Genomic DNA, 25,482 nt, shown 5'->3' with positions numbered 1-25,482 from the left:
CCTACTCCGCCACGTCCTGCGGATACCAGCGCAGCTCGACCGTGTTCCCGTCCGGGTCCTTGACGTAGACCGACTGCGCCGAACCACGGGCACCCCAGCGGGGGACGGGGCCCTCAAGGACGTCGAACGCTCCGGAGTCGAGGACCTCCTGCCAGTCGAGGGGGTCCACCACGAGGCAGATGTGATCGACGTTGGACTCGCCGCGCGGGCGGGAGAAGAGGTCGATGACGGTGCCCTCGTCGATCCGCACGGACGGGAACGGCACCTTCCCGGCCCGCCACTCCTCGACCCGCTCACCCGCGAGCCCCAGAGGGCCGGTGTAGAAGGCGAGCGCCTTGTCGACATCGGTCACGTTCAGCACCAGGTGGTCGAAAGCTTTGACGCGCATGGAGCATCACCCTTCTGTAGGAACGTCGGATTTGCGGAGGGAAAGTCCGAAGGGGCACGACCGCGTGTGGCGGTCGTACCCCTTCGGAACGGGAACGAGAAGGTCAGGCCTTCTTCGTCTCCCAGAAAATGCGGTCGATCTCGGCGATGAGCTCCAGCGCCTTCTCGCCCGTCTTCGGGTCGGTCGACGCCTTGGCGGCCGAGAGGGCCTTCAGGGTGTCGTTGACCAGCTGGTTGAGCTCGGGGTACTTCTCGAAGTGCGGGGCCTTGAAGTAGTCGCTCCAGAGCACCGAGACGTGGTGCTTGGCGAGCTCCGCGCGCTGCTCCTTGATGACCGTGGCGCGGGCGCGGAAGTGCGCGTCCTCGTTCGCCAGGTACTTCTCCTGGACAGCCTTGACCGACTCGGCCTCGATGCGGGCCTGGGCCGGGTCGTACACGCCGCACGGGAGGTCGCAGTGGGCGCTGACCTTCACCTTGGGGGCAAACAGGCGGGAGAGCATTGAGCCGTCCTTCCTCGTGATCGTCTTCTCAGGTGGGACATTACTCGGTGAGAAGGCCGATTTCGCGGGCGCCCCCTGGGGCTTAGGTCAAAAGTCCAGGGTCACCATGGGACTCGTGTACGAGTGAACGAGCGGATGTGTGGACGGAGGCGCGGTGGACCGGCGGGTGGAACGGGAGGTGCCGATGAGGGAATCGGGGCGGGATCGGGCGGCGGAGGCCGCGGCTCCGTTCGGGATCGCCGAGGTGACGGGGGTGTCCATGGTGCCCACGCTGCTCCACGGGGATCAGCTGCTCGTGCACTACGGCGGACGCCTGCGGCCGGGGTGCGTGGCCGTGGTGCGCCATCCGCTCCAGCAGGATCTGCTCATCGTGAAGCGGCTGATCGAGCGACGTGACGGCGGCTGGTGGGTGCTCGGCGACAACCCGGACGCCGAGGGCGACAGCCGGGTCTTCGGGGCCGTACCGCCCGAGCTCGTTCTCGGGCGGGTGCGGGCGCGCTACCGGCCGGTGACGCCGGGGCGTCAGCGGTCGCCGGGGGTGACGCTCTCCTGGCTGTTCTCGGCGGTGCGGCCGGTCCGCTCCGACCGGTCGGCCTCCAGGCGCTTGCGGGCCCGGTAGGCGGCCACGTTGGCGCGGGTCGCGCAGCGGTCCGAGCAGTAGCGGCGGGAGCGGTTGGTGGAGGTGTCCAGGTAGGCGTTGCGGCAGGGCGGTGCCTGGCAGAGGCCGAGGCGGTCCGCGCCGAACTCCGTCAGGTGGAAGGCCAGTCCCATCGCGCAGATCGCGGCGTATCCCGTGGTCGCGTTCGAGGAGTGGTCGGCGAGGTGCATGTGCCACCGGGGGTGGCCGTCCTCGTCGAGGGTGTCGTGGCCGGAGATCTGGGGGCTGACCGGGAACTCCAGGAGGAGCGAGTTCAGGAGGTCGACGGCCCCCGTGTGGTCGCCCTCGTCGGCCAGGGCGAAGACCGCCCGCAGCCGGGTCCGTACCGCGCGGAAGCGGGGCAGGTCCGCCTCCGTGACCCGCCGGGCCATCTGGGAGGCCGTGCCGAAGAGGTCCCGGATCACCTCGACGGAGGTGAGGGAGTCCTTGCCGCGGGCCGGCTCTTCGGTGTTGACCAGCCGTACGGCGAAATCCGAGTAATGGGCCAGTTCCACTTGTAGTCCTTACTGCGGCGGGCTAGTGTCTCGGTCGGAAGGGGTAACAACTGTTTACCCTTAGAGGGTATTACAAAGAGGGGGAGGAGCGGCGATGACCGGAACCGACTGGGCGGCCTGGCAGCAGAGCTGGGACCGTCAGCAGGAGTGGTACATGCCGGACCGTGAGGAGCGCTTCCGGGTCATGCTCGACATGGTCGAGGCCTTGGTGGGACCGAAGCCCCGTGTCCTCGACCTCGCGTGCGGTACGGGAAGTATCACGGATCGGCTCCTCAAGAGGTTCCCGGAGGCGACCAGTACCGGTGTCGACCTCGACCCGGCCCTCCTCGCCATCGCCGAGGGCTCCTTCGCCGGCGACGAGCGCGTCACCTTCGTGACGGCCGACCTCAAGGACCCCGACTGGGCCGCCGCGCTGCCCCACGACTCGTACGACGCCGTGCTCACCGCCACCGCGCTCCACTGGCTCCACAGCGAGCCCCTGGCGGCCCTGTACGGCCGGATCGCCGGTCTCGTCCGCGAGGACGGCGTCTTCATGAACGCCGACCACATGATCGACACGACCACCCCCCGGATCAATGCCGCCGAGCGCGCCCAGCGCCACGCCGTCATGGACCGCGCCAAGGCCGGCGGCGCCCTGGACTGGGCCGAGTGGTGGGCCCTCGCCGCCAAGGACCCCGTTCTCGCCGAGCCCACCGCCCGCCGCTTCGAGATCTACGGCGAGCACGCCGACGGCGACATGCCCTCCCCGCGCTGGCACGCCGACACCCTCCTCGCCGCCGGATTCGGCGAGGCCAGGACCGTCTGGGCCTCGCCCTCCGACACCCTGCTCCTCGCCGTGAAGTAACCCGCGGGAGGGTACGAGAAAGGGGGCGGTACGGGTGTCCGTACCGCCCCCTTCGTCGTTCCGCCGCCCTACAGCACCTTCGACAGGAACGCCTTCGTTCGGTCGTGCTGCGGGTTGCCCAGGACGTCGCGCGGGTTGCCCGACTCGACGACCACGCCGCCGTCCATGAAGACGAGGGAGTCGCCGACCTCGCGGGCGAAGCCCATCTCGTGGGTGACGACGATCATCGTCATGCCCGATTCGGCGAGGTCCCGCATGACGTCGAGGACGTCGCCGACGAGCTCCGGGTCGAGCGCCGAGGTGGGCTCGTCGAAGAGCATCAGCTTGGGTTCCATCGCCAGCGCGCGGGCGATGGCGACACGCTGCTGCTGGCCGCCGGAGAGCTGGGACGGGTAGTTGCCCATCTTGTCCCGCAGGCCGACCCGGTCGAGCAGGCGCTCGGCACGCTCGCGTGCCACCGCCTTCGACTCGCCCTTGACCTGGATGGGGGCTTCCATGACGTTGGCCAGGGCCGTCATGTGGGGGAAGAGGTTGAAGCGCTGGAAGACCATGCCGATGTCACGGCGCTGGACCGCGACCTCGCTGTCCTTCAGCTCGTAGAGCTTGCCGTTCTTCTCCCGGTAGCCGACCAGCTGGCCGTCGACCGAGAGCCGGCCGCCGTCGACCCGCTCCAGGTGGTTGATGCAGCGCAGGAAGGTCGACTTGCCGGAGCCGGAGGGGCCGACCAGGCAGAAGACCTCTCCGTTCTGGACCTCCAGATCGATGCCGCGGAGGATGTGGGCCGCGCCGTAGGACTTGTGGACGCCCTCCGCCTTGACCATGGGCTGACCGGTCATGCCGATGCCTCCGGGGAACGCTTGAACGTGGTGAGGTTCGTCTTGACCCGCTGCCAGGGGGTGGGCGGCAGGTTACGCGTCGAACCGCGGGCGAAGCGGCGCTCCAGGTAGTACTGGCCGACGCTGAACACGCTGGTCAGCGCCAGGTACCAGATGGAGGCGACGAAGAGCATCTCCATCACGGCGCCGGCCGTGCTTCCGATGTTCGACGAGGCCCGCAGGAGTTCCGTGTACTGCACCGCCGAGACGAGGGACGAGGTCTTCAGCATGTTGATGAACTCGTTGCCCGTCGGCGGCACGATGACCCGCATGGCCTGCGGGAGGACGACCCGGCCCATGGTCTTGGTCTGGGACATGCCGAGCGCGTGCGCGGCTTCGGTCTGTCCCTCGTCGACGGACTGGATGCCCGCGCGGACGATCTCCGCCATGTAGGCGCCCTCGTTGAGGCCGAGGCCGAGGAGGGCGACCATGAACGGCGTCATGACGTCGACGGTCTCGTTCTTGTAGATCGGCCCGAGGTTGATGTACTCGAAGATCAGCGACAGGTTGAACCAGACGAGCAGCTGCACGTAGACCGGGGTGCCGCGGAAGAACCAGATGTAGAGCCAGGCGACGGCGCCGGTCACCGGGTTCTTCGAGAGTCGCATCACGGCGAAGACCACGCCGAGGACGAGGCCCAGGGCCATCGAGGCGACGCTGATGATGATCGTGTTCGCCAGGCCGTCGAGGATCGACGGGTCGAACAGCTTGTCCCACACCGTGTCCCAGATGATGTTGCCCTGGGAGAAGGCGTAGACGAGCCATCCGAGCAGCACGACGACCACGACGGCGCTGATCCAGCGCCCGTAGTGCCGCACGGGGATGGCCTTGATCGCCTCGTACGGGGAACCCGAGGCGCCGGGCCCGGCCGGAGCGGCGGCCGGGTCCTTGGAGATCTTGTCAGTCATGACGACTGCCCTTCAGTGGAGCGGGGAGGTCAGTTGCCGGCGGTGGCGGGGAAGGTCACTTGCCGGCGTTGACGGTGGCCGCCTTGACGGCGCTGTCCGAGACGTCCCACTTCTTCAGGGCATCGGCGTAGGTGCCGTCCTTGATGATCGCGTCGAGCGCTTCCTTGATGGCGTCGCGCAGCTGCGGGTTGTCCTTCGAGACGCCGATGCCGAAGAGGCCGACGTCGCTCTGGTTGCCGACGACCTCGAAGTCGTTGCCGCCGCCCGAGGTCTTCGCGATGTACGCGGCCACCGGGTAGTCGTTGAGGTCGGCCACGGCGCCGCCGGCCTTGACGCGGGTCTGCGCCTCGGCGTCGCTGTCGAAGGCCTGGATCGTCAGCTTGTTGGCGCCGCACTTCGTGGCCTGGGCCTTGAAGGTGTCCTCGTAGATCGTGCCGCGCTGGACGGCCACGGTCTTGCCGCAGAGGTCGTCGAGCGAGTTGATGCCCTGCGGGTTGCCCTTCTTGACCAGGAGGGAGACGCCGGAGCTGAAGTAGTCGACGAAGTCGATGCCCTTGCCGATCTTCTTGCCGGCGTCGTCCAGGCCCTCCTGACGCTTCTTGTTGTCCGTCATCGAGGACATGATCACGTCCTGGCGGCCGGTGTAGATCGAGGTGATCAGACCGTCGAAGGTGCCCGAGGTGAACTCGAACTTGACGCCGAGCTGCTTGCCCAGGGCCGCGGCGATGTCGGGGTCGACGCCGACGATCTTGCCGCCCTCGGTGAACTCCATCGGGGCGTACGAGGCGTCGGTGCCGACCTTGATGACACCGGCCTTCTGGATGTCGGCGGGGAGCTTCGAGAAGAGCGGGGCGGCGTTGGCGGAGCCGCCGTCCTTCGTCGGGGTGGCGGAGCCGCCCTCCGTCTGGTCGCCACAGGCGGTCAGCAGCACGGAGCCGACGACCGCGGTGGCGGCGACCGCGGCAAGACGGGAGGTGCGGGTCTTGGCGGTCGTGCGGCGCGTGGAGCGTGCGGTCATGATCGGGTTCCTCCGGCGTGTGAGGGAGTTGCCAGTGGTCACGTACGTCTCTTCGAGTGTCGTGACCTCGTGTGATTACGGCATCTTGCCATTCGGACCGCCTCAAACCGACGGCCACGGATGTCAAAATCGGATAACGGGTGACCCTCGAATGCCAACAGGCCGGTACATCCGGGCCGGATCTTCTGCTGGATGCCTTCCACGCCACCGAAGAATTTCCTGTTGATCTCGCCATTCGGACGACACGAAGGCCGCCAATCGGGTGCTTGAAGCACCTATATGGACATGGGGTGACGTGTCGTCCTCCGTCCGTGTCCGCATGCGCTCGGTATGAGTCGCGTCACCGAGCGGATATGGACTCGTCTGCGGTGCCGTCCGTCCGGTAAGAAGGATCCTTACACCCCTCATCCGGGGCTCAGGGCGCGTTGTGCGGCGCGCCCGCGCGGCTACCAGACACGGCGGCCGCGGGACCCGCCCACCGCTCCACACCAGGAGCGGCCAACCCTCAAATGAAGCAGACTTAAGGGGTCAACCCAATGGCAGCGGAGATCGTCAATCCTCGCAGTGACAGCGGTACGGAAGGAGCTCCGGAGGAGCCCTTCGATCCTGTCTTCGCCCTCCACCGGGGCGGCAAGATGGCCATTCAGGCCACCGTTCCCGTCCGGAACAAGGACGACCTGTCCCTCGCGTACACGCCCGGCGTCGCCAAGGTGTGCACCGCGATCGCCGAGCAGCCCGAGCTGGTCAACGACTACACCTGGAAGTCCCAGGTCGTCGCGGTCGTGACCGACGGTACGGCGGTGCTCGGCCTCGGTGACATCGGCCCGGAGGCCTCCCTCCCGGTCATGGAGGGGAAGGCCATCCTCTTCAAGCAGTTCGGCGGCGTGGACGCGGTCCCGATCGCCCTCGCCACCACCGACACCGACGAGATCGTCGAGACCGTCGTCCGGCTGGCCCCGTCCTTCGGCGGCGTCAACCTGGAGGACATCTCGGCGCCGCGGTGCTTCGAGATCGAGCGCAAGCTCCAGGAGCGCCTCGACATCCCCGTGTTCCACGACGACCAGCACGGCACCGCCATCGTCACCCTCGCCGCCCTCCGCAACGCGGCGAAGCTGACCGGCCGGACCCTCGGCGACCTGCGCGCGGTCATCTCCGGCGCCGGCGCGGCCGGAGTCGCGATCGCCAAGTTCCTCCTGGAGGCCGGGCTCGGCGACGTCGCCGTCGCCGACCGCAAGGGCATCGTCAGCCGCGACCGGGAGGACCTCAACCCGGTCAAGCGCGAGATCGCCGACCTCACCAACAAGGCGGGCCTCAGCGGCTCCCTGGAGACCGCCCTCGCCGGCGCCGACGTCTTCATCGGCGTCTCCGGCGGTACGGTCCCCGAGGCGGCCGTCGCCTCCATGGCTCCGAACGCCTTCGTGTTCGCCATGGCCAACCCGAACCCCGAGGTCCACCCCGACGTCGCGCACAAGTACGCGGCCGTCGTGGCGACCGGGCGTTCGGACTACCCGAACCAGATCAACAACGTCCTCGCGTTCCCCGGCATCTTCGCCGGCGCGCTCCAGGTCCGGGCCTCCCGGATCACCGAGGGCATGAAGATCGCCGCGGCCAACGCGATCGCCGACGTCGTCGGTGACCAGCTCGCCGCCGACTGCGTGATCCCGTCGCCGTTCGACGAGCGGGTCGCCCCGGCCGTCGCGGCCGCGGTCGCCGCCGCAGCCCGTGCGGAGGGCGTCGCACGCCGCTGACACGCCGCTCACCCCGAAAGGGCCCCGTCCTGATCCCAGGACGGGGCCCTTTCGTGTACGAGATCGTGTACGCGTCCGGGTATTCGTTTGTGTGCGAGTCCAAGCGCGGAGTTCCCGGGTCGGTCAGGAGCCGGGCGCGGAGCGGTGCCGGGCGGCGAGGAACAGGGCCGCGACCGAGGGCTTCACCGCGTAGTCGGCGCCGGTCCCGCCCTCCGGCGCCGCCCACCAGGAGAACGGGTAGCGGCGGCCACTCGCGTCGTACGCATCCCGCATCCCGGCGATCACGCCCGCCACGGCGCTCGCCGGGTTCGCCCCGTCGGTCCGGGCGAGCGCCCGCTCGAACAGCTCCGTGCAGTGCACGCGCTGCCCCGGCCGCTCGACGAGGTAGTCGAGGATCTGGCGGGCGGCCGTGGGCAGCGCCGCCGCGAACTCGGCGGCCAGGCCGACGTCCGCCGCACCCCACTCCTGGCCGAGGTGGCCCGAACCCCCGCTGTGCTTCTCCCAGATGTCGGCGTTCTCGTCCGCGAACCCGTGTATGTCTGCCATGCCCGGCACCGTACCGGCGGGGGAGGGACACGCGTCACACAGGTGTGTGGTTCCGTGGTCCGGTCGCGGGCGCCTAGGGTCGGGGCCATGTTCGCTGCCTACGCTGCCCGAATCGACCGCGACCAGCCCCTGAACGGCCTCGAATTGGGTGAACGTCCCGAACCCGAGGTGCGGCCGGGGTGGACCACCGTCACCGTCAAGGCCGCCTCGCTCAACCACCACGACCTGTGGTCGCTGCGCGGGGTCGGGCTGCCCGAGGAGAAGCTGCCGATGATCCTGGGCTGCGACGCCGCCGGGATCGACGAGGACGGCAACGAGGTCGTCCTGCACTCCGTGATCGGCCAGACCGGCCACGGGGTCGGCCCCGACGAGCCCCGGTCCATCCTCACCGAGCGCTACCAGGGCACCTTCGCCGAGCGGGTGACCGTGCCCCGCTGGAACGTGCTGCCCAAGCCGAAGGAGCTCTCCTTCGAGGAGGCCGCCTGTCTGCCCACCGCCTGGTTGACCGCGTACCGCATGCTCTTCACCAACGCCGGTGTACGGCCCGGGGACTCGGTGCTCGTACAGGGCGCGGGCGGCGGTGTCGCCACCGCCGCGATCGCCCTCGGCAAGGCCGCCGGCCTGCGGGTCTTCGCCACCAGCCGTGACGAGGAGAAGCGCAAGCGGGCCGTCGAGCTCGGCGCCGTCGAGGCGTTCGAGCCGGGCGCGCGACTCCCGCAGCGGGTGGACGCGGTCATCGAGACCGTCGGCGCCGCCACCTGGTCCCACTCCGTCAAGTCGCTGCGGCCCGGCGGCACGCTCGTCATCTCGGGTGCCACGAGCGGCGACCGGCCGGCGCACGCCGAGCTGACCCGGATCTTCTTCCTCGAACTGAAGGTCGTCGGCTCGACCATGGGCTCCAAGGACGAGCTGGAGGACCTGCTGTCCTTCTGCGCGGCGACGGGTGTCCGGCCGGTCGTCGACGAGGTCCTGCCGCTGGACCGGGCACGGGAGGGCTTCGAGCGGATGGCTTCCGGCGAACTCTTCGGAAAGATCGTCCTGAAGACCTCGTGACGACCTCTTGATGACTCGTCGGTAGGACTGATGGGATCTCCGGCACGTGAAACGTGAACAACGCTCACTTCCTCGTGCCGGAGGTCTACCTTGTCGCGAACCACCCACGCGTGGCGAACCGCCCTTGTCGCGGGCGCCCTCGCCGCCGCACTGATCGCCCCCACCGCCCCTGCCGCCGCCGCTGCTCCCGCTGACACAGAGACCGGCGGGGGTGCGATACCCGCCCTCACCGACGAACGGGGCCGCGTCCTCACCCTGCGTGGCTGGAACGTCGAGGACAAGGCGAACCGTGGTGACGCCGCCCTCTCCGCGATCACCGAGCGGCACTTCCGCGACATGCGGGCCAAGGGGTTCAACTTCGCCCGGCTCCTTGTCTTCTGGGACGACCTGGAGCCCCGGCCCGGTGAGTACAGCCAGGACTATCTGCGGAAGATCGAACGGATCCTGGACTGGGCCGAGAAGCACGACGTCAAGGTCCTCATCGACGCCCACCAGGACGTCTTCGGGCCCGCCTTCGGCCACCGGGGCGTACCCGCCTGGGCGACCAGGACCGACGGACTGCCCTTCACCCCGCACCCGGACGACTGGTTCTCCGAGTACTTCGAGCCCGCCGTCCAGCGAGCCTTCACCCACCTCTACGAGGACGAGGACCTGCGGCGCGCCCAGGCCCGGATGTGGCGGGTGCTCGCCGACCGCTTCGAGGACCATCCGGCCGTCCTCGGCTACGACCTGATCAACGAGCCGATGGGCGAGCTCCGGGAGGGCGAGGACCTGCCGACGGCGGCCCGGCGCATCGAACGGGACCAGCTCACCCCGATGTACAACCGGCTCGCGGACGCGGTCCGTTCGGTCGACCCGTCCACCTGGGTCTTCGTCGAGCCGACCCCGATCGTCGGCGAGGGCGTGCCCACCGGACTCGGGAGGATCGACGACCCGAAGATCGTCTACGCCCCGCACTTCTACAACACGGGCATGGAGGCCGGCGCCGACTACGACCCCGCCGCCCGCTGGATCGAGACCTATGAGCAGGCCGTCACCCAGTACCCCAAGGAGTACAAGGTCCCCGTGGTGGTGGGCGAGTGGGGCCCGCTGAACAACTCCCTGCCGAACATGAACCGCTTCTACCGCGAGGCCATGGCCTCCCTCGGCCGCTACGGCTCCGGCTGGGCGGGCTACGTCTGGTGCTACGGCGGCGGCTACTGCGCGGTGGACGGAGCCGGGACCTTCCGCACGAACAAGGAGCTGACCGCCGAGCCGTACGCGGAGGCGGTCGCGGGCACGGTGCGCTCCGCCGCCTACGACCCGGGGACCGGGGTCTACCGTCTCTCGTACGACTCCGCCGGGCGCCGAGGCTCCCGGGTCACCGAGCTCGCCCTGCCGCCCGGCGCCTGGCGGGTGACGGCCCGGGGCGGGGCGCTGGTGCTCCGCCCGACCCCCGGCCGCGCCCTGGTCCTCGCGGCCCCGGGCGCCCGGGTGACGGTGACCGTCACCCGGCGCTGAGGCCGGTCAGGCTCTCGGGCGGGACCGCAGCAGGCCGGTGATGCGGATCGCCGCCGTCGACAGCTGGTCGCGGGTCTCGGCCAGTTGCTCCTCGCTCACCCCGTGGTCGCGGGCCGCGTCCCGGATCTCGTCACGGAAGCGGTCGAGGAGCCGGTCCAGGTCGCGGGCCGGGTCGCCCGAACCCTCCGTGTCCCGCGCCCACTCCGGCACCTCGTCGGCCGGGGCCGCCGCGAACGGCGGCTCCTGGCCGGCGGCCTTCGGGTGGGTCGTGCCGGCCACGAGGCCGCCGAGCTGGGCCGTGATGTCCGAGAGCCCCTCCCAGACCCCCTTGGGCCAGTCGCCGCGCGAGAAGCGGTCCTGGACCTCCTCCTGCACCTGCTGGGCGATCCGCTGGAACTCCTTCGCCTGGTGGCGGGCGGACTTGGCCTCGGCGCGGGCCTGGCGGGCCTGCTCCTTCCACTCCTGCCCGACCCGGCGCAGCTCCTCCTTGGCCTCGGCGAACGAGGAGGACTCCGCCGCACGGGTCCGGCCCGCCGCCGCGCGCATCTCGCTGCGCACCCGGCCGGCCGCGCCGCGCACGTCGTCACGGATCTCCGCCGCGAGCTCCGACACCGACTCTCGGATCTCCCGCTCCAGGTCGTCCAGTTCGGCGCCGCGCCCGGCCAGCTCGGCGCGGCCGGCGTCGGTGATCGAGTAGACCTTGCGGCCGCCCTCGCTGGCGTGGGTGACGAGGCCCTCGGCCTCCAGCTTGGCCAGCCGCGGGTAGACCGTGCCCGCCGAGGGTGCGTACAGGCCCTGGAAGCGCTCCTCCAGGAGGCGGATCACCTCGTAACCGTGGCGTGGCGCCTCGTCGAGCAGCTTGAGCAGATAGAGACGGAGGCGGCCGTGCGCGAAGACGGGCGGCATGTCAGAGCACCTTTCCGGTCGCGGAGGGGGCGGGGGAGGGGGTGGAGTCGCCGTCGTCGTCGGACTCGGGACGGCGGAGCAGCGCGATGGAGCCGGAGACGGTGGTCGCCTTGAGGGTGCCCCGGCCCGAACCGAGGGTGCCGGTGACGGATTTGGTGCCCCACTGTCCGGCGACGCGTAGATCCTCGAAGGCGTTCGACACGGAGCCCGTCGTCGTGTTGGCCTCGACGCGGGCGTCGGCCGGGTGGGGGAGGCGGATGGCGACCTCGCCGGAGAGGCTGGAGAGCCGGATGTCGGCGGGCGGCCCGTCGAGCTCGGCCGGGTCGAGGTCGATGACCATGTCGCCGCTGACGGTCTCGGCCCGGACGGAGGCGCCCGCGCCCTCGATCACCGTCACGTCGCCGGTCACGGAGTTGATCCGGAGCGCGCCCGTGACCGACTGGGCCTCCAGGTTGCCCGAGACGCTCTCGGCGCGGACCGGGCCGGAGAGCCGGAGGAGGGTGGTGTCGCCGGAGACGCCGCGCACCTCGGTGCGCCCCGTGATGCCGGTGACGACCGCCTCGGCGCCCACCGCGGTCACCTCGACGTCCACGCCCGCCGGGACGGCGACGGAGACGACGGCCCGGCGCCGGAACTCCTTGCGGTCGAGCCACTTGAGGGCGCTCTTCCACTGGAGGTCCTCGTAGCCCACGGTCAGGGTGGTGCCGTCCTGGGACACGACCAGCGGCGGCCCCTCGATCTCGGAGACCTCCACGCGAGCGGAACTCTCGTCCGTCCCCACCACGTTCACCGTGCCGTTGACGATGCGGACCTGCAGGCGGGTCACGGGGTCGGCAGGGGCCAGCTTCGTCGGCTCGGTGACGGACCACTCTGTCATGGTGCTGACCTCCCGTTTCGGCAACGCAACATATCGTGTTTCTCGATAGACACGATATATCGCGGCGAAGGGAAGTCAACCCTGACTCTCCCCTGACAGGGTGGGGGCAATTGCCGTGACATGCGGACAAATTGGCCTAGCGTGGAGTCCATGAACGCGACATCCGGACCGAATCCCGTCGGGGCGCTGCTCCTCTGCCGTGCCGATCCCCCGGCGGTCCGGCCCCCCGCCCAGCTGCTCCGCGAGCACCTCCTGCTCGCCCCCGCGGGCGACGACTGGAGCGTGCTCGTACCGGAGGGGAAGCCCTGGCTCCACGCCGGGGAGTCCGTCGAGCAGGTCGTCACCGGCTGGGCCACCGCCCTCGCCGTCTCGGCCGCCGGCTGGCCCGTCGTCGCGCTCTGGTGGGACCGCGACCGGGCCGGTCTCACGCTCGCCGCCGGCTTCCGCCGCACGGTCGGCTACACCTGGCTCGCGGACGGCACCCCCGTCGGCGAGGACGAGGCCATGCGCACCTTCGCCGCCCGGCTCGCGCTCGATCCCGTCCTGGACCTCCAGGCCCTGGAACCGCTCACCGTCCCCGATCCGGACGCCGACGCCCACACCCGGCTCCTCGGCGTCGTCGCCGTCCTCGGCCGCGTCGGGCTCGCCCTGCCGACCGGTCTCCTCCCCGGCGAGAGCGCCGACCGGCTCCGCTCCGTGGCCCTGGCCCAGGGCGCCGAGCAGCTCGAATGGTCGGGCTGGAGGGATGCCGTACGCGCCGAGCTCGACGTGGTGGAGGGCGGCCCCCTCGGCCCGTACCTGCGCGGCCCCAAGGCGCGCGTCCTGGGCGGGGCGCAGCTCGCGGCGGGGGTGCCGCTGCTGGTGTGGGGCCTCGGCCGGCGCAGCGGTGGCTGGGCGACGGCCGGGGCGCTGCTCGTCGCCCACGGCGCGTTCGGCCTCGCCTACGACCGACTGCGGGAGGGGTGATCCCACGCGCGCGGGAAGGGGCGGCCCCACGCACGCGCGGGAAAGGGCGGCCGCGCGCGGGAGGGTGATCCCAGGCATGCCGAAGGGGTGACCCCGTGCGGGGTCACCCCTCGGAGAGTCGTCTCCGCGAGCGGCTCCTACTCGTCCTCGTCGTCCTCGTCGTCAAGACGGGCCAGCCAGGTCGCGAGGCGCTCGACCGGCACCTCGAAGTCGGGGTTGAGATCGACGAACGTCCGCAGCTGCTCGGCGAGCCACTCGAAGGTGACCTCCTCCTCGCCGCGCCGCTTCTCCAGTTCCTCGATGCCACGGTCGGTGAAGTACATGCGATCAGGATAGGCCGAACCTCCCACGTCCCCTGTCGCCCGTCAGCCCCACCGACTAGCCTTCCCCATCATCGTTTCGGGGAGCGGGGGCGCTGTGACGCACGGGATCGCGCGTATTCGGCTGGACGACGGCACGCCCGTGTGGGCCCGGGTCAGTGACGTGCAGGAACTCGGCAGGGGCGGTGGCTTCCAGGACACCGGCGTCAAGGACCGGGTGGTCTCGATGGCCGGCGGGCTCACGGACGTGGTGCGCGGGGTGGTCGGCTCGCTGCGGGCCGGGCTCGACCCGCAGGGGTCCGTGGAGGTCGCCGTCAGCTTCGGCATCGAACTGTCGGCGCAGTCCGGCAAGGTGATCGGAGTCCTCGCGGACGGCTCGGGCAAGGCCTCCGTGAACGTCTCGCTGACCTGGACCGAACCGGGCCGTTCCGCCGAGCCCGCGGCCGGCGCCGCGCCGGACTCCGTCGCGGACCCCGCGGCCGTTCCCGCACCCCGGCCGCCCGCACCCGACCCCTCCGCACCGGACCCGGCGGCCGATGAGCCCGCATGAGCGCCTTCGACGCTCTCGTGCGCCCCGCACTCGTACGCATCGCCGCTCCCGACTGCGGGTATGACCCGCACGGCGACCGGTACTGGGGCACCGGCTTCTTCATCGCCCCCGGCTGGGTGCTGACCTGCGCCCATGTCGTGGCCGAGGGAGGAAGCGCGGTGTGGAGGAGCGAGCCCGCCGTCGGCATCACCTGGGAGGACGGCAAGACCTCCCGGGAGACCACCGGCACCGTCGTGCTCGCCCTGCCGCGCCCCGACCGGCCCGACGACCCGCCGGACCGGTGGGCCTTCCCCGACATCGCGCTGATCCGCGTGCCCGCCGCGCAGAAGGCGTCCTGTGTGCGCCTCGGCGAGCGCCCGCCCGTCCCGCCGACCGCCGTCGGACTGCACGGCTGGTCCCGGGAGACCGGCGAGCTCGGCATCCGGCACGTCCACGGCACCCTGATCGGCACGGACGGCAAGGCGCTCATCACCGACTGGGTCATGCCCGTCGAAGGCTGCTCCGGCGGGCCCGTCGTCGACCACCAGCAGGGCGCCGTCGTCGGCCTCAACAAGGGACGCGGCCGCGACGGCGGAGCCGTGGTCCCCGTCACCGCGCTGCGCAGGCTGCACGACCTCCCCGGCGGCGAGGCGATGGGCGAGGCGCTCCGCGCCCACGACCGGTACCACCTCGCCCGCTACCGCTCCCTGGACGACCGGCCCGACTGGACCCGCACCCAGGGCCGCCTCACCGGCTCCTCCGGCGTCAGCCCGGGACTGCGCACCCAGCTGTACGGACACTTCGCCGAGCTGCCCGCGCCCACCGCGCCCGGCGAGATCATGGACCTCGTCGACCAGGTCAAGGCCTGGATCAGGGACGACGAACTGCCCGACGCCCTGGAGGACGACCCGCGCACCTGGAGCGAGGGCGCCGGACTCCTGCGCGGACTGCGGGCGCCCCGCAGGGACGGCGTCCGCGACCTCGAACTGGACGCGGTGCTCCTGTACGCCGCCCATGTCGCCCGGCACGTGCGCGGGCGGTACGGCGAGCGGGTGGACACCGCGGACCTCACCTACTGGATCGTCGACGAGTCGGGCGACGCCGACCGGCACCTCCGGCGCGAGATCGACCGGCTCGTCAGTCCCGGCCGGCCGGCGCCCCTCTCCGTACGCGAACCCCGCGCGCGTGCCGACGTCCTCCTGGAGATCGACCCGCCGATCTACGACCTCCGCTACCCGTGGCGGGTCAAGCTCCTCCTCGACGGGCACACGGTCAGCCCGCTCCACTTCGACGAGCGGGGCGTCGAGCGGGCCCAGCTCAGGGAGACCCTGCGCGAGCCGCTCGCGGACGCCCTGCGGCGCGGCGACAGCGGACGGCACCTGGCCGCCGTGGAGGCGGTGCTGCCGCCCCAGCTCTTCGACGAACCCCTCGACACCTGGCGGCTCGAACCGCCCCAGGGCGGCCCCGAGGACGCCTGGGCGACCACGCTCGGCCAGCGCAGGTTCGTCGTCATCCGCGACCGCCGCCGCTACGACCGGGAACCTGCTCCCGAATGGCGCGAGCGCTGGGAGGCGGCGGAGCGCGGGCCGCTCCGCGCCGCCCCGCTGCGCGCGGAGGTGCCCGGCGCGGGCCAGGACGCCCACTCCGCGCGCGTACGCCGGGAGACCTGGGCGGAGACGTACGACCGGCTCCGGGAGGCCGAGGGCGGCACCGTGCCCGTGTACTGCGGCCGAGTGGGCGGCGGAGACGGGTTCATGGCGCTGCACGCGGCGCTCGCCGCCGGGCATCCGCTCGCCCTCTGGCGGACCGGCGTCCACGACCACGGCGACTGCGCGGAGTTCCACGAGCGGGCCGCCCGGCTGCTCTCCGCCACCCCCACCGCCTGGGACGTCCGAGGACCCGTCAGATCCCTGCGCACGCGCGCGACGGACCGGGCGGCGGGCCCAGAGGCGCTGGCCGCGTACGCGTGGGCCGAGAACCTCGCCCTGCTCCTGGACCCGCCCGACCGGCCTCCGCACGGCGGTCGCCTGGAGCCCCCGCCCCTGCTCGCGGAGGGGGAGCAGTGACCGGAGTGCCCACCGGGACGACGGCCCCGAGATCCGTCCGATTAAGCCATCGGCAGGCCCCGCTCCCGGGCGGTACCGTCGACGGACCCGGCATCGACACCACAGCCAGGAGGAGTCCATCGTGAACGATTGGCGGATCTACCGTGGTGCCGGTCTTCCGCACGACGAGATACAGCGGTTGCCCGCCCCGCCGCCCTGGCGCGACTTCTCCACGGGCAGCGCCGACGACACCCTGGCGGGCTCCGACCGGCGGCTCGGCGTCAAGCGCCGACTCGTCCAGAACCACCACCCCAGGCCCGCCGAGACCGACGCCGTCAACGCCGCGCTGTACCTGCGGCGTCCGCTCCTCGTCACCGGCAACCCCGGCACCGGCAAGTCCACCCTCGCCCACGCCGTCGCCCACGAACTGCGCCTCGGGCGCGTGCTCCGGTGGCCGATCGTCAGCCGGACCACCCTCCAGGACGGGCTCTACCGGTACGACGCCATCGGCCGGCTCCAGGACGTCCAGCTGGAGCGCGCCCAGGCCGGATCGCCCGGCTCCGCCGCCGCGGCCCCGGCCGGCATCGGCTCGTACATCCGGCTCGGCCCGCTCGGTACCGCGCTGCTCCCCTCCGAACAGCCCCGGGTGCTGCTCATCGACGAACTCGACAAGAGCGACCTGGACCTGCCCAACGACCTCCTGAACGCCTTGGAGGAGGGCGAGTTCGCCATTCCCGAGCTGGAGCGGCTCGCCGACCGGGAGCCCGTCGTCGAGGTGCTCAGCGACGACGGCCGCAAGGTGGCGGTGCTCGGCGGCCGGGTCCGCTGCACCACCTTCCCGTTCATCGTGCTCACCTCCAACGGCGAACGGGACTTCCCCGCCGCCCTGTTGCGCCGCTGCATCCGCCTGGAGCTGGAAGCGCCCGGCGAGGAACAGCTCCACGCCATGATCGAGGCCCACCTCGGCGGCGAGGCCACCGCGGGCGACGGGGAGCAGGGCCTCGTCCAGCGCTTCCTCAACCGCGAGCCCGGCGAGGTCATCGCCACCGACCAGCTCCTCAACGCGCTCTATCTGACCCAGCACGCCTCCCGCGCCGAACGGGTCACCAGGGAACGCATCGCCGACATGCTCATGCAACCGCTCGATCAGCCGAGGTGACGATCGGATGCACCGGATGCATCTGGAGGAACTCACCCGCAGACTGCGGGCCGGTGGCCAGGACCCCACCGCCGAGGACGTCGCGGACGCCCTCTGGCTGTCCCAATGGCTCCCCGGCCGCTCCCCGGACCAGGAGGCGCCGGAAGGGTCGGAGGGCTCGGAGGGGGCGCCGACCGATCCTCGGCGGGAGACGGCCGGGGACGGCTCCGCCGACGGACAGGACCCGGGCCGCGGTGAAGCCGGTGCCGCGGGCGGGGGTAGGGACGGGGACGGGGGAGCGGCGGACGGGCACGGCGGGCCGCGCGAATCCGTCTCCCTCCACATGGCCACGGGAGCCACCGGAGCCACAGGAGCGGCCCCGGGAGTCACGGGAGCAGACGGAGCGGCCGGAGCGGCCGACGGAGTCACCGGCGGCACAGGAGCCACCGGAGCCCCCCACGCCCCCGGGGTCACCGGCGGCGGAGACCGGCGTACGGACCGGGGCGCGACCCTGCCCGTCCGCGCCCCCGGCGCCAACGCCCTGCCCGGGCTCTTAGGACTCCAGAAGGCCCTCCGCCCGCTGCGCGCCTACGCCCGCGCACCCCACCGCCCCGGCGAGGGCGTCCTCGACGAGGAGGCCACCGCCGAACGCAGCGCCGCCGCCGGCATCCTCACCCCCGTGATGCGCCCGGCGACCGGCCGGCGCCCCGACATCCAGCTCCTCATGGACACCGGCCCCGCCATGGTCGTCTGGAGCCGGATGGTCGAGGAACTCCGGCAGGCCTGCCAGCAGTCCGGCGCCTTCCGCGACGTCCAGGTGCACCGCCTGTACGACACCGGCGAAGGCCCCCCGCTGGTCACCACCACCTCCGGTGCCGACGGCCGCCCCCGGCTGCGCCCCGTCGACCAGCTCCACGACCCCACCGGCCGCCGTCTCACCCTGGTCGTCAGCGACTGCGTCGGACCCCTCTGGCAGCGCGGCGCCGCCCAGCGCTTCCTGCGCCAGTGGCCCCGCAACTCCCCGCTCGCCCTCGTCCAGCCGCTGCCGCCGCGCCTCTGGCCCCGCACCGCGCTCCCCGCCGAACCCGGCACCTTCCAGCGCTCCGCCACCCCCGGCGGCCACACCGCGTTCCGCTCGGACGACGAGCCCTGGGGACCCGGGCTCCCCGGCCGCAGGGCCGTCCCCGTGCTCACCCCGACCCCCGAGGCCTTCGCCTCCTGGACCCGGCTCCACACCGGGCACGGCGGCAACGCCGTACGCGGCTGGGCCGCCTGGCTCGCCCCCGAAGCCGTGGAGCCGCGCGCGCCAAGGACCTCCCGCACCGTACGGAGCGACGACGACCTCCTCCGCGCCTTCCGGGCCGCGGCCTCACCCGGCGCGCTCCGGCTCGCCGTCCACCTCGCGGCGGCCCCGCTGACCCTGCCCGTGATGCAGCTCGTGCAGCGCGCCATGCTGCCCGACACCGGGCCCATGGAGCTTGCCGAGGTCCTGCTCAGCGGGCTGCTGCGACGACTGCCCGGGCCCACCCCGTACCCCTGCTTCAGCTATCCGCCCGGCATCCAGCAGCACTTCCTCGGCTCGCTCGACCCCAGCGCCGCCGCCCTCGTCCTCAAGCACTGCTCCGCCTATGTGGAGCGCAATTTCGGCCAGGGCATGCGCAACTTCCCGGCGCTCGCCGCCGCGCGCCTCGCGGGCGCCGACACCGAGGCCGACACCGGAACGGGTCCCGGCCCCGGTCCCGGTGCCGGCTCCGGGGCCCGCCGGAGCCACGGTCGGGCCACCGACCTCCCCGAGGAGACCGAGGCGACCGACGAGCCCCTGGGACCCGACGGCCCCGAGACCGAGCTCTTCGCCCGTATCCCCGCGCGCGTGCTCCGCTTCTACCACCCCGACCTCGTCACCCCCGACCCGCTCACCGAGGCCCGCCGGCTCCTCGCGCAGGGCCGCGCCCAGTCCGACCCGGCCCTGCTCGCCGGGGCACGCGAGCGCGCCGAGGCGGCGCTCCCGGCGGAACCGGTCGAGGCCCGGATCGTCCTCGCCCGCGCCCTGTACGCCGAGGCCGGCACCGCCTCCGCCCGCCGCACCGGCCGCCGCCCCGCGCTCCTCGGAGCGGCCGCCGACACGCTCGTACGGGCCGGGGAGCTCGCCGACGCCGGCGGCGAGGCATGGGCCGAGGCCCGCCTCGAACTCGCCGTCGTCCACCACGCGTTGTGGCGGGACACCGACGAGACCGGCCATCTCGACGCGGCCCTCACCGCCCTAGCCGAGGACGCCGACCGCTGGCCGGAATCCGCCCGCCACACCCTCCATCTGCGACGCGGCCGGCTGCTCCTCGCGCGCGGTGACGGCGAGGCGGCGGCCGCCGAACTCACCGCCGCCCTCACCCTGCACGAGAGCGCCGCCGCCCTCCTCGACCTCGCCGACGCCCTCCACCTCGCCGAGGCCGAACCGGGCCGCATCGGCCCCGTGCTCGACCGCGCCGAACCCCTCCTCGGCGACGCGCGCGCCCTGCGGCTGCGCTTCACCACCGCACGCGCCCGGCTGTACGACACGGAGGGCGACGGGGCGGCCGCCGACGCGGCGTACGAGGAGGCCACCCTGCTCGCCCCCGCCGACAGCGAGCAGCGCGGCCCGCTGCTGCTCACCTGGGGCGGCTCGCTGCTGCGGCGCGCCGCGGCGGGTACGGGCACGACGCCGGTCGACCGGGCCGAGGGCGTGCTGCGCGAGGCCCTCACGCGCCTGCCCGCCGGAGCGCCCGAGCGCGCGCGGGCGCGGACCCTGATCGGCAGCGTCCTCGCCCTCCGCTTCCACCGCGCCGGGTTCCTGCCCGATCTCTTCGAGAGCCGCCATGTGCTCGAACAGGCCCTCCGGGGCACCCACGACCCCGGCGCCCGCGCCGAGGTGTGGCTGCAACTGGGCCGGGTCCGTCTGGAGTTGGCCGAAACCGCGCGGGACGGTGTGATCGGCGACGCCCTCGCCGCGTACCGCAACGCCGGGGAGGACTCCCGTGCCGCCCACGGTGACGACCCGGGCACGGTCACCGGCGCCCGCGCGCTGCACGCCCAGGGGGCGGTGCTCGTCCTGATGGGCCGACCGGCGCGGGCCCGAACGGTGCTGCTCGCGGCGACGGCGCAGTGGCGTCGCCTCACGGGGGAGCTGGTGGAGGTCGACTGGGACGACGTGGAGCGGACCCGGGCGCTGCTCGCGGGGGTGGAGAGCGCCAGGGCGAGGGAAGGGGTGCCGCTCACGTCCGAGGAGCGCCGCCGTGTCATGCCCCCGTGGTGGTCCTGGACGGCTGGATAACGGGGGCGCACATGGGGGCAGTTGAATCGAATGGGTTTCCGGTCTCCTGGCGTCGGGAAGAACCGCCGCACCGCTACGACCGTGGGGGACAGCGTCGGTGAGGAGGAGCCGAGAGTGTTCGAGCACACGGGGTGGGCGACCGGTGTCGGCCGGGATGCCGTCTGGTCTCCGCAACTGTCCGATCTCGCGGCCGTCGACCTGCGGACCCTGCGGGTCACGGACGATGCCGCTCTCGGGGCCGCGGTGGAGAGAGTGCTGCTCCGCCCCTCGGATCTCGTCGAGTCCTGGAAAGAGGACGAGTTCATCGGCTGACCGCCGGGTGCACCTGCGGGACGCCCGTACAGGGCGATCGTTTTCGGCCGTATCGACGCCCGGCGGCCGGTCACCCCTCGGCGCCTCGGGCCGGTCCGCGCCGTCCGGTCCACCCTGCGGCCGGACCCGCGCCCGGACCCGGGCCCGGACCCGCGCCAGGAGCCGGGGGTGATCACCGCCCCGCCGGACCCGGCGGTGCTCGCAGGTCTCGCCACCACCCGCCCCGGACCGGCCGGGGCGTCCTTTCTGCGCGCCGGGCTGCACGCCCGTCGGCTGCTCCTGCTCAAGACCCTCCTGGTGCGGGTCCAGCGTCACCGCGAGACGGTGGCGCCCGCGGTCCTGCGCCGCTTCGAGGCGGGCTGGCTCCTGCTGGAACGGGCCGAGCGCGCCCGCCCGGACGTCGTGCGCGTCGTCCTGGACTACCCGACCACCGGTGCCTGGCTCGCCGCCGCGCTCACCGAGCCGCTCGGGGCCGGCCTCGACCGCCACCTCGCCCATCTCGAACTCCTCGCCGTCACCGCGGCCCTGCGCGCCGGGCTGTCGGTGGACCTGGTCGTCGAGGTCCCCGGCGGAGTGCTCCCGCTCCCCGGCGTCGGCCGGGTCGAGGCGGGCGGCGCGCGCCGGCTCCGGATCGACGCCCGCTCCCGCGCGGTACGGATCGGGGGCGGGGACGGTACGGGCTCCCGCGCCGTGCTCCGCCGACGCGCGAACGGCCCCGCGACGACCCTGACGGGCAGCGGCCCCGGCTGGCGCGGGCTGCGCGCCCTGCCCGGCGGCGCCACCCGACTCGAGGACCTCGACCCCTACCGGCTGCCGCCGGACATGGGCATCCCGGCTCGGGCCGCGGCCGACCACACCGACACCGACCACGCCTGCTGGGCCGCCCGCTGGACCGCCGCCCGCCGTCTGCTGCGCGGGACCGACCGGGAGCGGGCCGTCGAGGTGGGCCGCTCGGTGGACGCCGTCGTGCCCCTCGTCCCGCGCGGGGCGCGTGCCATCGGAGCCACGCTGAGCGCCGCCCCCGGAGCGGTCCTCATGACGCCCTCCGCCGGTGCCGCGGACATGGCCGAGACCCTGGTCCACGAACTGCACCACAGCAAGCTCGCCACGCTCCACGAGCTGGTCCCGCTCCACCGCCTCCACCCGCCGGACCGGGCGGCCCCCACCTACCGGGTCGGCTGGCGCACGGACGCCCGCCCGGTCGCCGGCGTCCTCCAGGGGGTCTACGCCCACCTCGCGCTCGCCGACCTGTGGCACCGGGCGGCGCGGGTCGGTCGTGCCTCCGGTGTGCCCGAGCAGTGGCGCGTGCGGTCCGCACAACGGTTCGAGCAGGTCCACGATCAGGTGGTCGAAGCCCTTGCGATACTGCTTGAATCCGATGAACTGACCAATGAGGGAAGGGAGTTCGCCCGGCAAATGAGGAGGCACCTTGCGAGCCTCAGCTCCGGCCGGCGAGCCCTTGCGTAACACTGTGCCCACGGCACATGACACTGCGTGGCGCGTGAGCGGGACGGGAGATGCACACATGGCGGAACAGCGGTCGGGCGGCGCTTCGGCGGACCACGGTGGCAGAGCGGCTCCCGAGCACGTCCTTGTCGTCTTTCCCGGCTACCACCGACCGTGGGCGGCCTGGATCAACCAGCGCCTCGACACCCACGGTGTCCGCGCCACCCTGCAACGCTGGGACCCGCCCCGCGAGGTCCCCCTGGAGGACTCCCTCGGCGATCTGCTCCTCGCCCGCGGCAGGGTCCTCCTCGTCCTCGACGACTGGTTCTTCGAACTGGGCCCCCGGCCGGCCGGCGAGTGGAACGACGTCCTGCGCGGCTTCGTCGCGAGCCAGGCCGACCGCTTCGCCGCCGTCAACCTCACCAACCGCACCCTCCTCCCCTCCACGGCCGTCCTCGAACCGGTCAGCCTCTGGGGCGTCGGCGAAGAGGAGGCGGAGGCCCGGCTCCTCAGCAGGCTCGACATCGAACCACGCCGTTCCCCGGCCCGCCGGATCGCGCCCGGCGCCCTCGTCCGCTACCCCGAGACCCCGCCGGACATCTGGGGCGAGGTACCCCGCCGCAACCCCCGCTTCACCGGCCGGGACGACCTCCTCACCGAGCTCCAGGAACGGCTCATGGACGCCGAGCGCGGCAACGCCGCGTACACCCTCCTCGGCATGTCCGGCATCGGCAAGACCCAGATCGCCGCCGAGTACGCCCACCGCTTCAGCTCCGACTACGACGTCATCTGGTGGGTCAGCTCCGACGACCGGAACATCCAGCGCGACCGCCTCGGCGAACTCGCCGTCGCCCTCGAACTGCCCACCGGCAGCGAGCCGGGCGAACGCATCCGCGCCGTCCGCGAAGCCCTCCGCCGCGGCGACCCGCACAGCCGCTGGCTCGTCGTCTTCGACGGCTGGGACGACATCAGGGACGTCGACGTCACGGTCCCGCAGGGACCCGGACACGTCCTCATCACCTCCCGCAACCACGGCTGGCGTGAACACACCGACGTGCTCCCGGTCCGCAACTTCGACCGCGCGGAGTCCACCGGCTACCTCATGCGCCGGGCCCCGCACATCACCGCCGTCGAGGCCGACGAGGTCGCCGCCGAGTTCGGAGACGTACCCCTGCCCCTCGTCCAGGCCGCCGCCTGGCTCGGCGAGTCCGGCATGGAGGCCTCCGAGTACCTGCGCATGGTCCGTGAGGGACGGCTCTCCACCGTCGACGAGCCGAGCACCGGCGACGGCATGCCGAACACCTCGCTCACCTCCTGGTCGATACTGATCAACCGGCTCCGACGCGCCCAGCCGCAGGCCATCGACATCCTCAGCCTCTGCGCCTCCTTCGCCCCCGGCCGCATCCCCCTCGGCATCGTCCGTGCCCACCCGCAGGCCTCCCTCCCCGAGGACCTGCGGTGGATGGCCACCGACCTGCCCGCCTGGACCCGGGCCCTCGACACCCTCGTCAACTACTCGGTGCTCACCCGGGAGACCCGCGGCCCCGTCACCAGCGACGAGGCCGTACCGCAGCAGGAGTCGATCCACATGCACCGGCTGGTGCACGACATCGTCTCCCGGCTCACCGACGGCGAGCACCGCGACGCCCACCGCAAGGCTGTCCGGACGCTGCTCGCCGAGGCCGACCCGGGGAACCCGACGGACAGCCGGAACTGGCCCCGCTACTCCGAGCTCCTGCCCCACCTGGAGCCCTCCGGGGCACTGCGCAGCACCGACCCGAGGATCCAGACCACCGTCCTCAACTGCCTGCGCTACTGCGACCGCAGCGGCGAGTACAAGGCGGGCACCCGCCTCGCCGGTCGCATCCGCGGCAACTGGACCGGCTTCATGGACCCGCTCTCCCCGCAGATGCAGGAACTCACCACCGTGGAAGGCGACATCCTGCGCCGCAGCGGCGGCTTCCGAGAGGCATACGAACTCGACCTCGCCCGCCGCACCCTGCTCGCCACGGCCGACCACCCCGACGAGCTCGGCAACCTCAAGTCCAAGATCTGCATCGCCCGAGACCTGCGCTTCCTCGGCCAGTACAAGGAATCCGAACGCCTCCAGCGCGAGGTCCTCGCCGAGGCGCAGAGCCTCCTCGGCGAGACCCAGCAGCTCACCCTCGCCGCCCGTCACAACGTCGGCGTCGTCCTGCGGATGCTCGGCCGCTACCAGGAGGCGCACGAGCAGGACGCCGACACCCTCTCCCGCTGCGAGAACATCCTGCGCCCCCACCACCCCTCCACCCTCAACTCCAACAACGCGGTCGCCCAGGATCTCCGGCTGCTCGGCCGCTACCGCGAGGCGCTCGGCCGCCAGGAGGCGAACGTCCGCCTCCATGTGAAGATCCTCGGCGCCCAGCACCAGCAGACCCTCTACGCACGCAGCCAGCTCGCCCTCTGCCGGCGCCGCGAAGGCGGCTTCAAGGACGACATCGGCGCCGTCATGGCCGGCGTCCTCGACCACCTCGAACAGGCCCAGGGACGCGGCCACTACCTCACGCTCTCCGCGGTCACCAACTACGCCAACTACCTGCGCGAGCACGGCGACCTCGACCGGGCCCGCGAACTCATCAACGAGGCCGAGGCCGGCTACCGCGCCCTGCTCGGCCCCGCCCACCCCGTCTCCACCGGCGTCCTCGCCAACACCGCCCTCGTGATGCAGTCCGCGGGCGAGCGCACCGAGGCCATGACCATGCTGGAGGCGGCGCTCGCCGGACTCACCGCCGCCCTCGGACCCGACCACCCCTGGGTCCTCGGCTGCGCCCTCAACGCCACGGCCGCCCGCAACTTCAACGGGCGCGTGTCCGACGCCGCGGAACTCAGCCGGGACACCCTGCGCCGGGCCCGGCACGTCATGGGCTCCGAGCACCCGCTGACCCTCTCCTGCCAGGTCTCGCTCGCCACCGACCTGCGCGGACTGCGCGAGACCGAAGAGGCCGCAAAGCTGGAGGAGGACGCCCTGCTCACCCTCACCAGGACGCTCGGCGCCCAGCACCCGCACACCCTCTCGGCCCGGCAGCGCAACCGTCCGTACTGGGACTTCGAGGCCAACCTCTGACCGAC

General features: G+C 72.4%; 23 protein-coding genes. 13 read left to right on the top strand and 10 right to left on the bottom strand.

Features of this window, described 5'->3' with window-relative positions; translation table 11 throughout:
• Position 1: 1 nt before the first annotated feature.
• Together N5875_RS12895 and sodN are read right to left on the bottom strand one after the other, a co-directional pair.
• Positions 2-388, bottom strand: coding sequence for a VOC family protein (locus N5875_RS12895; RefSeq protein WP_318209171.1), 387 nt, complete (start codon positions 386-388; stop codon positions 2-4).
• A 103-nt stretch (positions 389-491) separates the two neighbouring features.
• Positions 492-887: a superoxide dismutase, Ni gene (gene sodN, locus N5875_RS12890; RefSeq protein ID WP_015036129.1), complete on the bottom strand. Its 396-nt coding sequence runs from the start codon at positions 885-887 to the stop codon at positions 492-494.
• 184 nt (positions 888-1,071) lie between these two features.
• Here sodN and sodX point away from each other — a divergent pair, with 184 nt between their 5' ends.
• Positions 1,072-1,506: a nickel-type superoxide dismutase maturation protease gene (gene sodX, locus N5875_RS12885; protein ID WP_338499159.1), complete on the top strand. Its 435-nt coding sequence runs from the start codon at positions 1,072-1,074 to the stop codon at positions 1,504-1,506.
• Here sodX and N5875_RS12880 read toward each other — a convergent pair.
• Positions 1,410-2,039 carry a CGNR zinc finger domain-containing protein gene (locus N5875_RS12880; RefSeq protein WP_338493739.1) on the bottom strand — a complete coding sequence of 210 codons (630 nt, stop codon included), beginning with the start codon at positions 2,037-2,039 and terminating at the stop codon, positions 1,410-1,412. The two genes, sodX and N5875_RS12880, sit on opposite strands and share 97 nt — an antisense overlap.
• A gap of 94 nt (positions 2,040-2,133) precedes the next feature.
• Here N5875_RS12880 and N5875_RS12875 point away from each other — a divergent pair, with 94 nt between their 5' ends.
• Positions 2,134-2,883 carry a class I SAM-dependent methyltransferase gene (locus N5875_RS12875; RefSeq protein WP_318209174.1) on the top strand — a complete coding sequence of 250 codons (750 nt, stop codon included), beginning with the start codon at positions 2,134-2,136 and terminating at the stop codon, positions 2,881-2,883.
• A gap of 68 nt (positions 2,884-2,951) precedes the next feature.
• On the opposite strand, the gene N5875_RS12870 is transcribed toward N5875_RS12875, so the two are convergent.
• From N5875_RS12870 to N5875_RS12860, 3 genes are read right to left on the bottom strand one after another with little or no spacing between them, the layout of a single operon-like run.
• On the bottom strand, positions 2,952-3,719 hold the full coding sequence (locus tag N5875_RS12870; RefSeq protein ID WP_056567285.1) for an amino acid ABC transporter ATP-binding protein: 768 nt from the start codon (positions 3,717-3,719) through the stop codon (positions 2,952-2,954).
• Positions 3,716-4,666 (bottom strand): amino acid ABC transporter permease, encoded by a 951-nt coding sequence (locus N5875_RS12865; protein ID WP_338493732.1) that lies wholly within the window; start codon positions 4,664-4,666, stop codon positions 3,716-3,718. Before N5875_RS12865 ends, N5875_RS12870 begins: the two co-directional genes overlap by 4 nt.
• A gap of 55 nt (positions 4,667-4,721) precedes the next feature.
• Positions 4,722-5,684 carry an ABC transporter substrate-binding protein gene (locus N5875_RS12860; RefSeq protein WP_318209176.1) on the bottom strand — a complete coding sequence of 321 codons (963 nt, stop codon included), beginning with the start codon at positions 5,682-5,684 and terminating at the stop codon, positions 4,722-4,724.
• 536 nt (positions 5,685-6,220) lie between these two features.
• Between N5875_RS12860 and N5875_RS12855 the strand changes: the two genes are divergently transcribed.
• Complete coding sequence (locus N5875_RS12855) at positions 6,221-7,432, top strand: NADP-dependent malic enzyme (RefSeq protein WP_318209177.1); 1,212 nt, start codon at positions 6,221-6,223, stop codon at positions 7,430-7,432.
• A 123-nt stretch (positions 7,433-7,555) separates the two neighbouring features.
• On the opposite strand, the gene N5875_RS12850 is transcribed toward N5875_RS12855, so the two are convergent.
• Positions 7,556-7,978, bottom strand: a complete 423-nt coding sequence (locus tag N5875_RS12850) for a DUF6416 domain-containing protein (RefSeq protein WP_338493728.1) — start codon at positions 7,976-7,978, stop codon at positions 7,556-7,558.
• 87 nt (positions 7,979-8,065) lie between these two features.
• On the opposite strand from N5875_RS12850, the gene N5875_RS12845 reads away from it, so the two are divergent.
• Both N5875_RS12845 and N5875_RS12840 read left to right on the top strand, forming a co-directional pair.
• Positions 8,066-9,031: a quinone oxidoreductase gene (locus tag N5875_RS12845; RefSeq protein WP_030320920.1), complete on the top strand. Its 966-nt coding sequence runs from the start codon at positions 8,066-8,068 to the stop codon at positions 9,029-9,031.
• Positions 9,032-9,121: 90 nt separating this feature from the next.
• Positions 9,122-10,531: a cellulase family glycosylhydrolase gene (locus N5875_RS12840; protein WP_338493724.1), complete on the top strand. Its 1,410-nt coding sequence runs from the start codon at positions 9,122-9,124 to the stop codon at positions 10,529-10,531.
• A 6-nt stretch (positions 10,532-10,537) separates the two neighbouring features.
• On the opposite strand, the gene N5875_RS12835 is transcribed toward N5875_RS12840, so the two are convergent.
• A complete protein-coding gene (locus N5875_RS12835) occupies positions 10,538-11,437 on the bottom strand; it encodes a PadR family transcriptional regulator (RefSeq protein ID WP_338493721.1) in 900 nt (299 codons plus the stop codon).
• 1 nt (position 11,438) lies between these two features.
• Positions 11,439-12,314: a DUF4097 family beta strand repeat-containing protein gene (locus tag N5875_RS12830; RefSeq protein ID WP_318209182.1), complete on the bottom strand. Its 876-nt coding sequence runs from the start codon at positions 12,312-12,314 to the stop codon at positions 11,439-11,441.
• Positions 12,315-12,464: 150 nt separating this feature from the next.
• On the opposite strand from N5875_RS12830, the gene N5875_RS12825 reads away from it, so the two are divergent.
• Positions 12,465-13,280, top strand: coding sequence for a hypothetical protein (locus tag N5875_RS12825; protein WP_338493717.1), 816 nt, complete (start codon positions 12,465-12,467; stop codon positions 13,278-13,280).
• A gap of 137 nt (positions 13,281-13,417) precedes the next feature.
• Here N5875_RS12825 and N5875_RS12820 read toward each other — a convergent pair whose 3' ends face one another.
• Positions 13,418-13,603 carry a DUF6104 family protein gene (locus tag N5875_RS12820; protein WP_010061466.1) on the bottom strand — a complete coding sequence of 62 codons (186 nt, stop codon included), beginning with the start codon at positions 13,601-13,603 and terminating at the stop codon, positions 13,418-13,420.
• A 94-nt stretch (positions 13,604-13,697) separates the two neighbouring features.
• On the opposite strand from N5875_RS12820, the gene N5875_RS12815 reads away from it, so the two are divergent.
• From N5875_RS12815 to fxsT, 7 genes are all read left to right on the top strand, one after another.
• On the top strand, positions 13,698-14,150 hold the full coding sequence (locus N5875_RS12815) for a CU044_2847 family protein (protein ID WP_318209184.1): 453 nt from the start codon (positions 13,698-13,700) through the stop codon (positions 14,148-14,150).
• Positions 14,147-16,195 carry a trypsin-like peptidase domain-containing protein gene (locus N5875_RS12810; protein ID WP_338493707.1) on the top strand — a complete coding sequence of 683 codons (2,049 nt, stop codon included), beginning with the start codon at positions 14,147-14,149 and terminating at the stop codon, positions 16,193-16,195. The genes N5875_RS12815 and N5875_RS12810 overlap by 4 nt, the downstream gene beginning before the upstream one ends.
• Positions 16,196-16,316: 121 nt before the next feature.
• On the top strand, positions 16,317-17,333 hold the full coding sequence (locus N5875_RS12805) for a MoxR family ATPase (RefSeq protein ID WP_318209186.1): 1,017 nt from the start codon (positions 16,317-16,319) through the stop codon (positions 17,331-17,333).
• A 7-nt stretch (positions 17,334-17,340) separates the two neighbouring features.
• The gene (locus N5875_RS12800; protein ID WP_338493705.1) at positions 17,341-20,616 is read left to right on the top strand and encodes an SAV_2336 N-terminal domain-related protein; all 3,276 of its coding nucleotides are present in this window, start codon (positions 17,341-17,343) and stop codon (positions 20,614-20,616) included.
• Between the two features lie 114 nt (positions 20,617-20,730).
• Positions 20,731-20,928 carry a hypothetical protein gene (locus N5875_RS12795; protein WP_318209188.1) on the top strand — a complete coding sequence of 66 codons (198 nt, stop codon included), beginning with the start codon at positions 20,731-20,733 and terminating at the stop codon, positions 20,926-20,928.
• A gap of 822 nt (positions 20,929-21,750) precedes the next feature.
• Positions 21,751-22,395: an HEXXH motif-containing putative peptide modification protein gene (locus N5875_RS12790; protein ID WP_318209241.1), complete on the top strand. Its 645-nt coding sequence runs from the start codon at positions 21,751-21,753 to the stop codon at positions 22,393-22,395.
• Between the two features lie 58 nt (positions 22,396-22,453).
• Entirely contained in the window at positions 22,454-25,477 is a 3,024-nt protein-coding gene (gene fxsT / locus N5875_RS12785; protein ID WP_318209189.1) for an FxSxx-COOH system tetratricopeptide repeat protein, read from the top strand.
• The last annotated feature ends 5 nt before the right edge of the window (positions 25,478-25,482 follow it).

This window comes from Streptomyces sp. SJL17-4, assembly GCF_036826855.1.
Taxonomy (GTDB): Bacteria; Actinomycetota; Actinomycetes; order Streptomycetales; family Streptomycetaceae; genus Streptomyces.
Note: the sequence above shows the minus strand (reverse complement) of the source record. Positions and strands in the feature narration are given on the sequence as shown.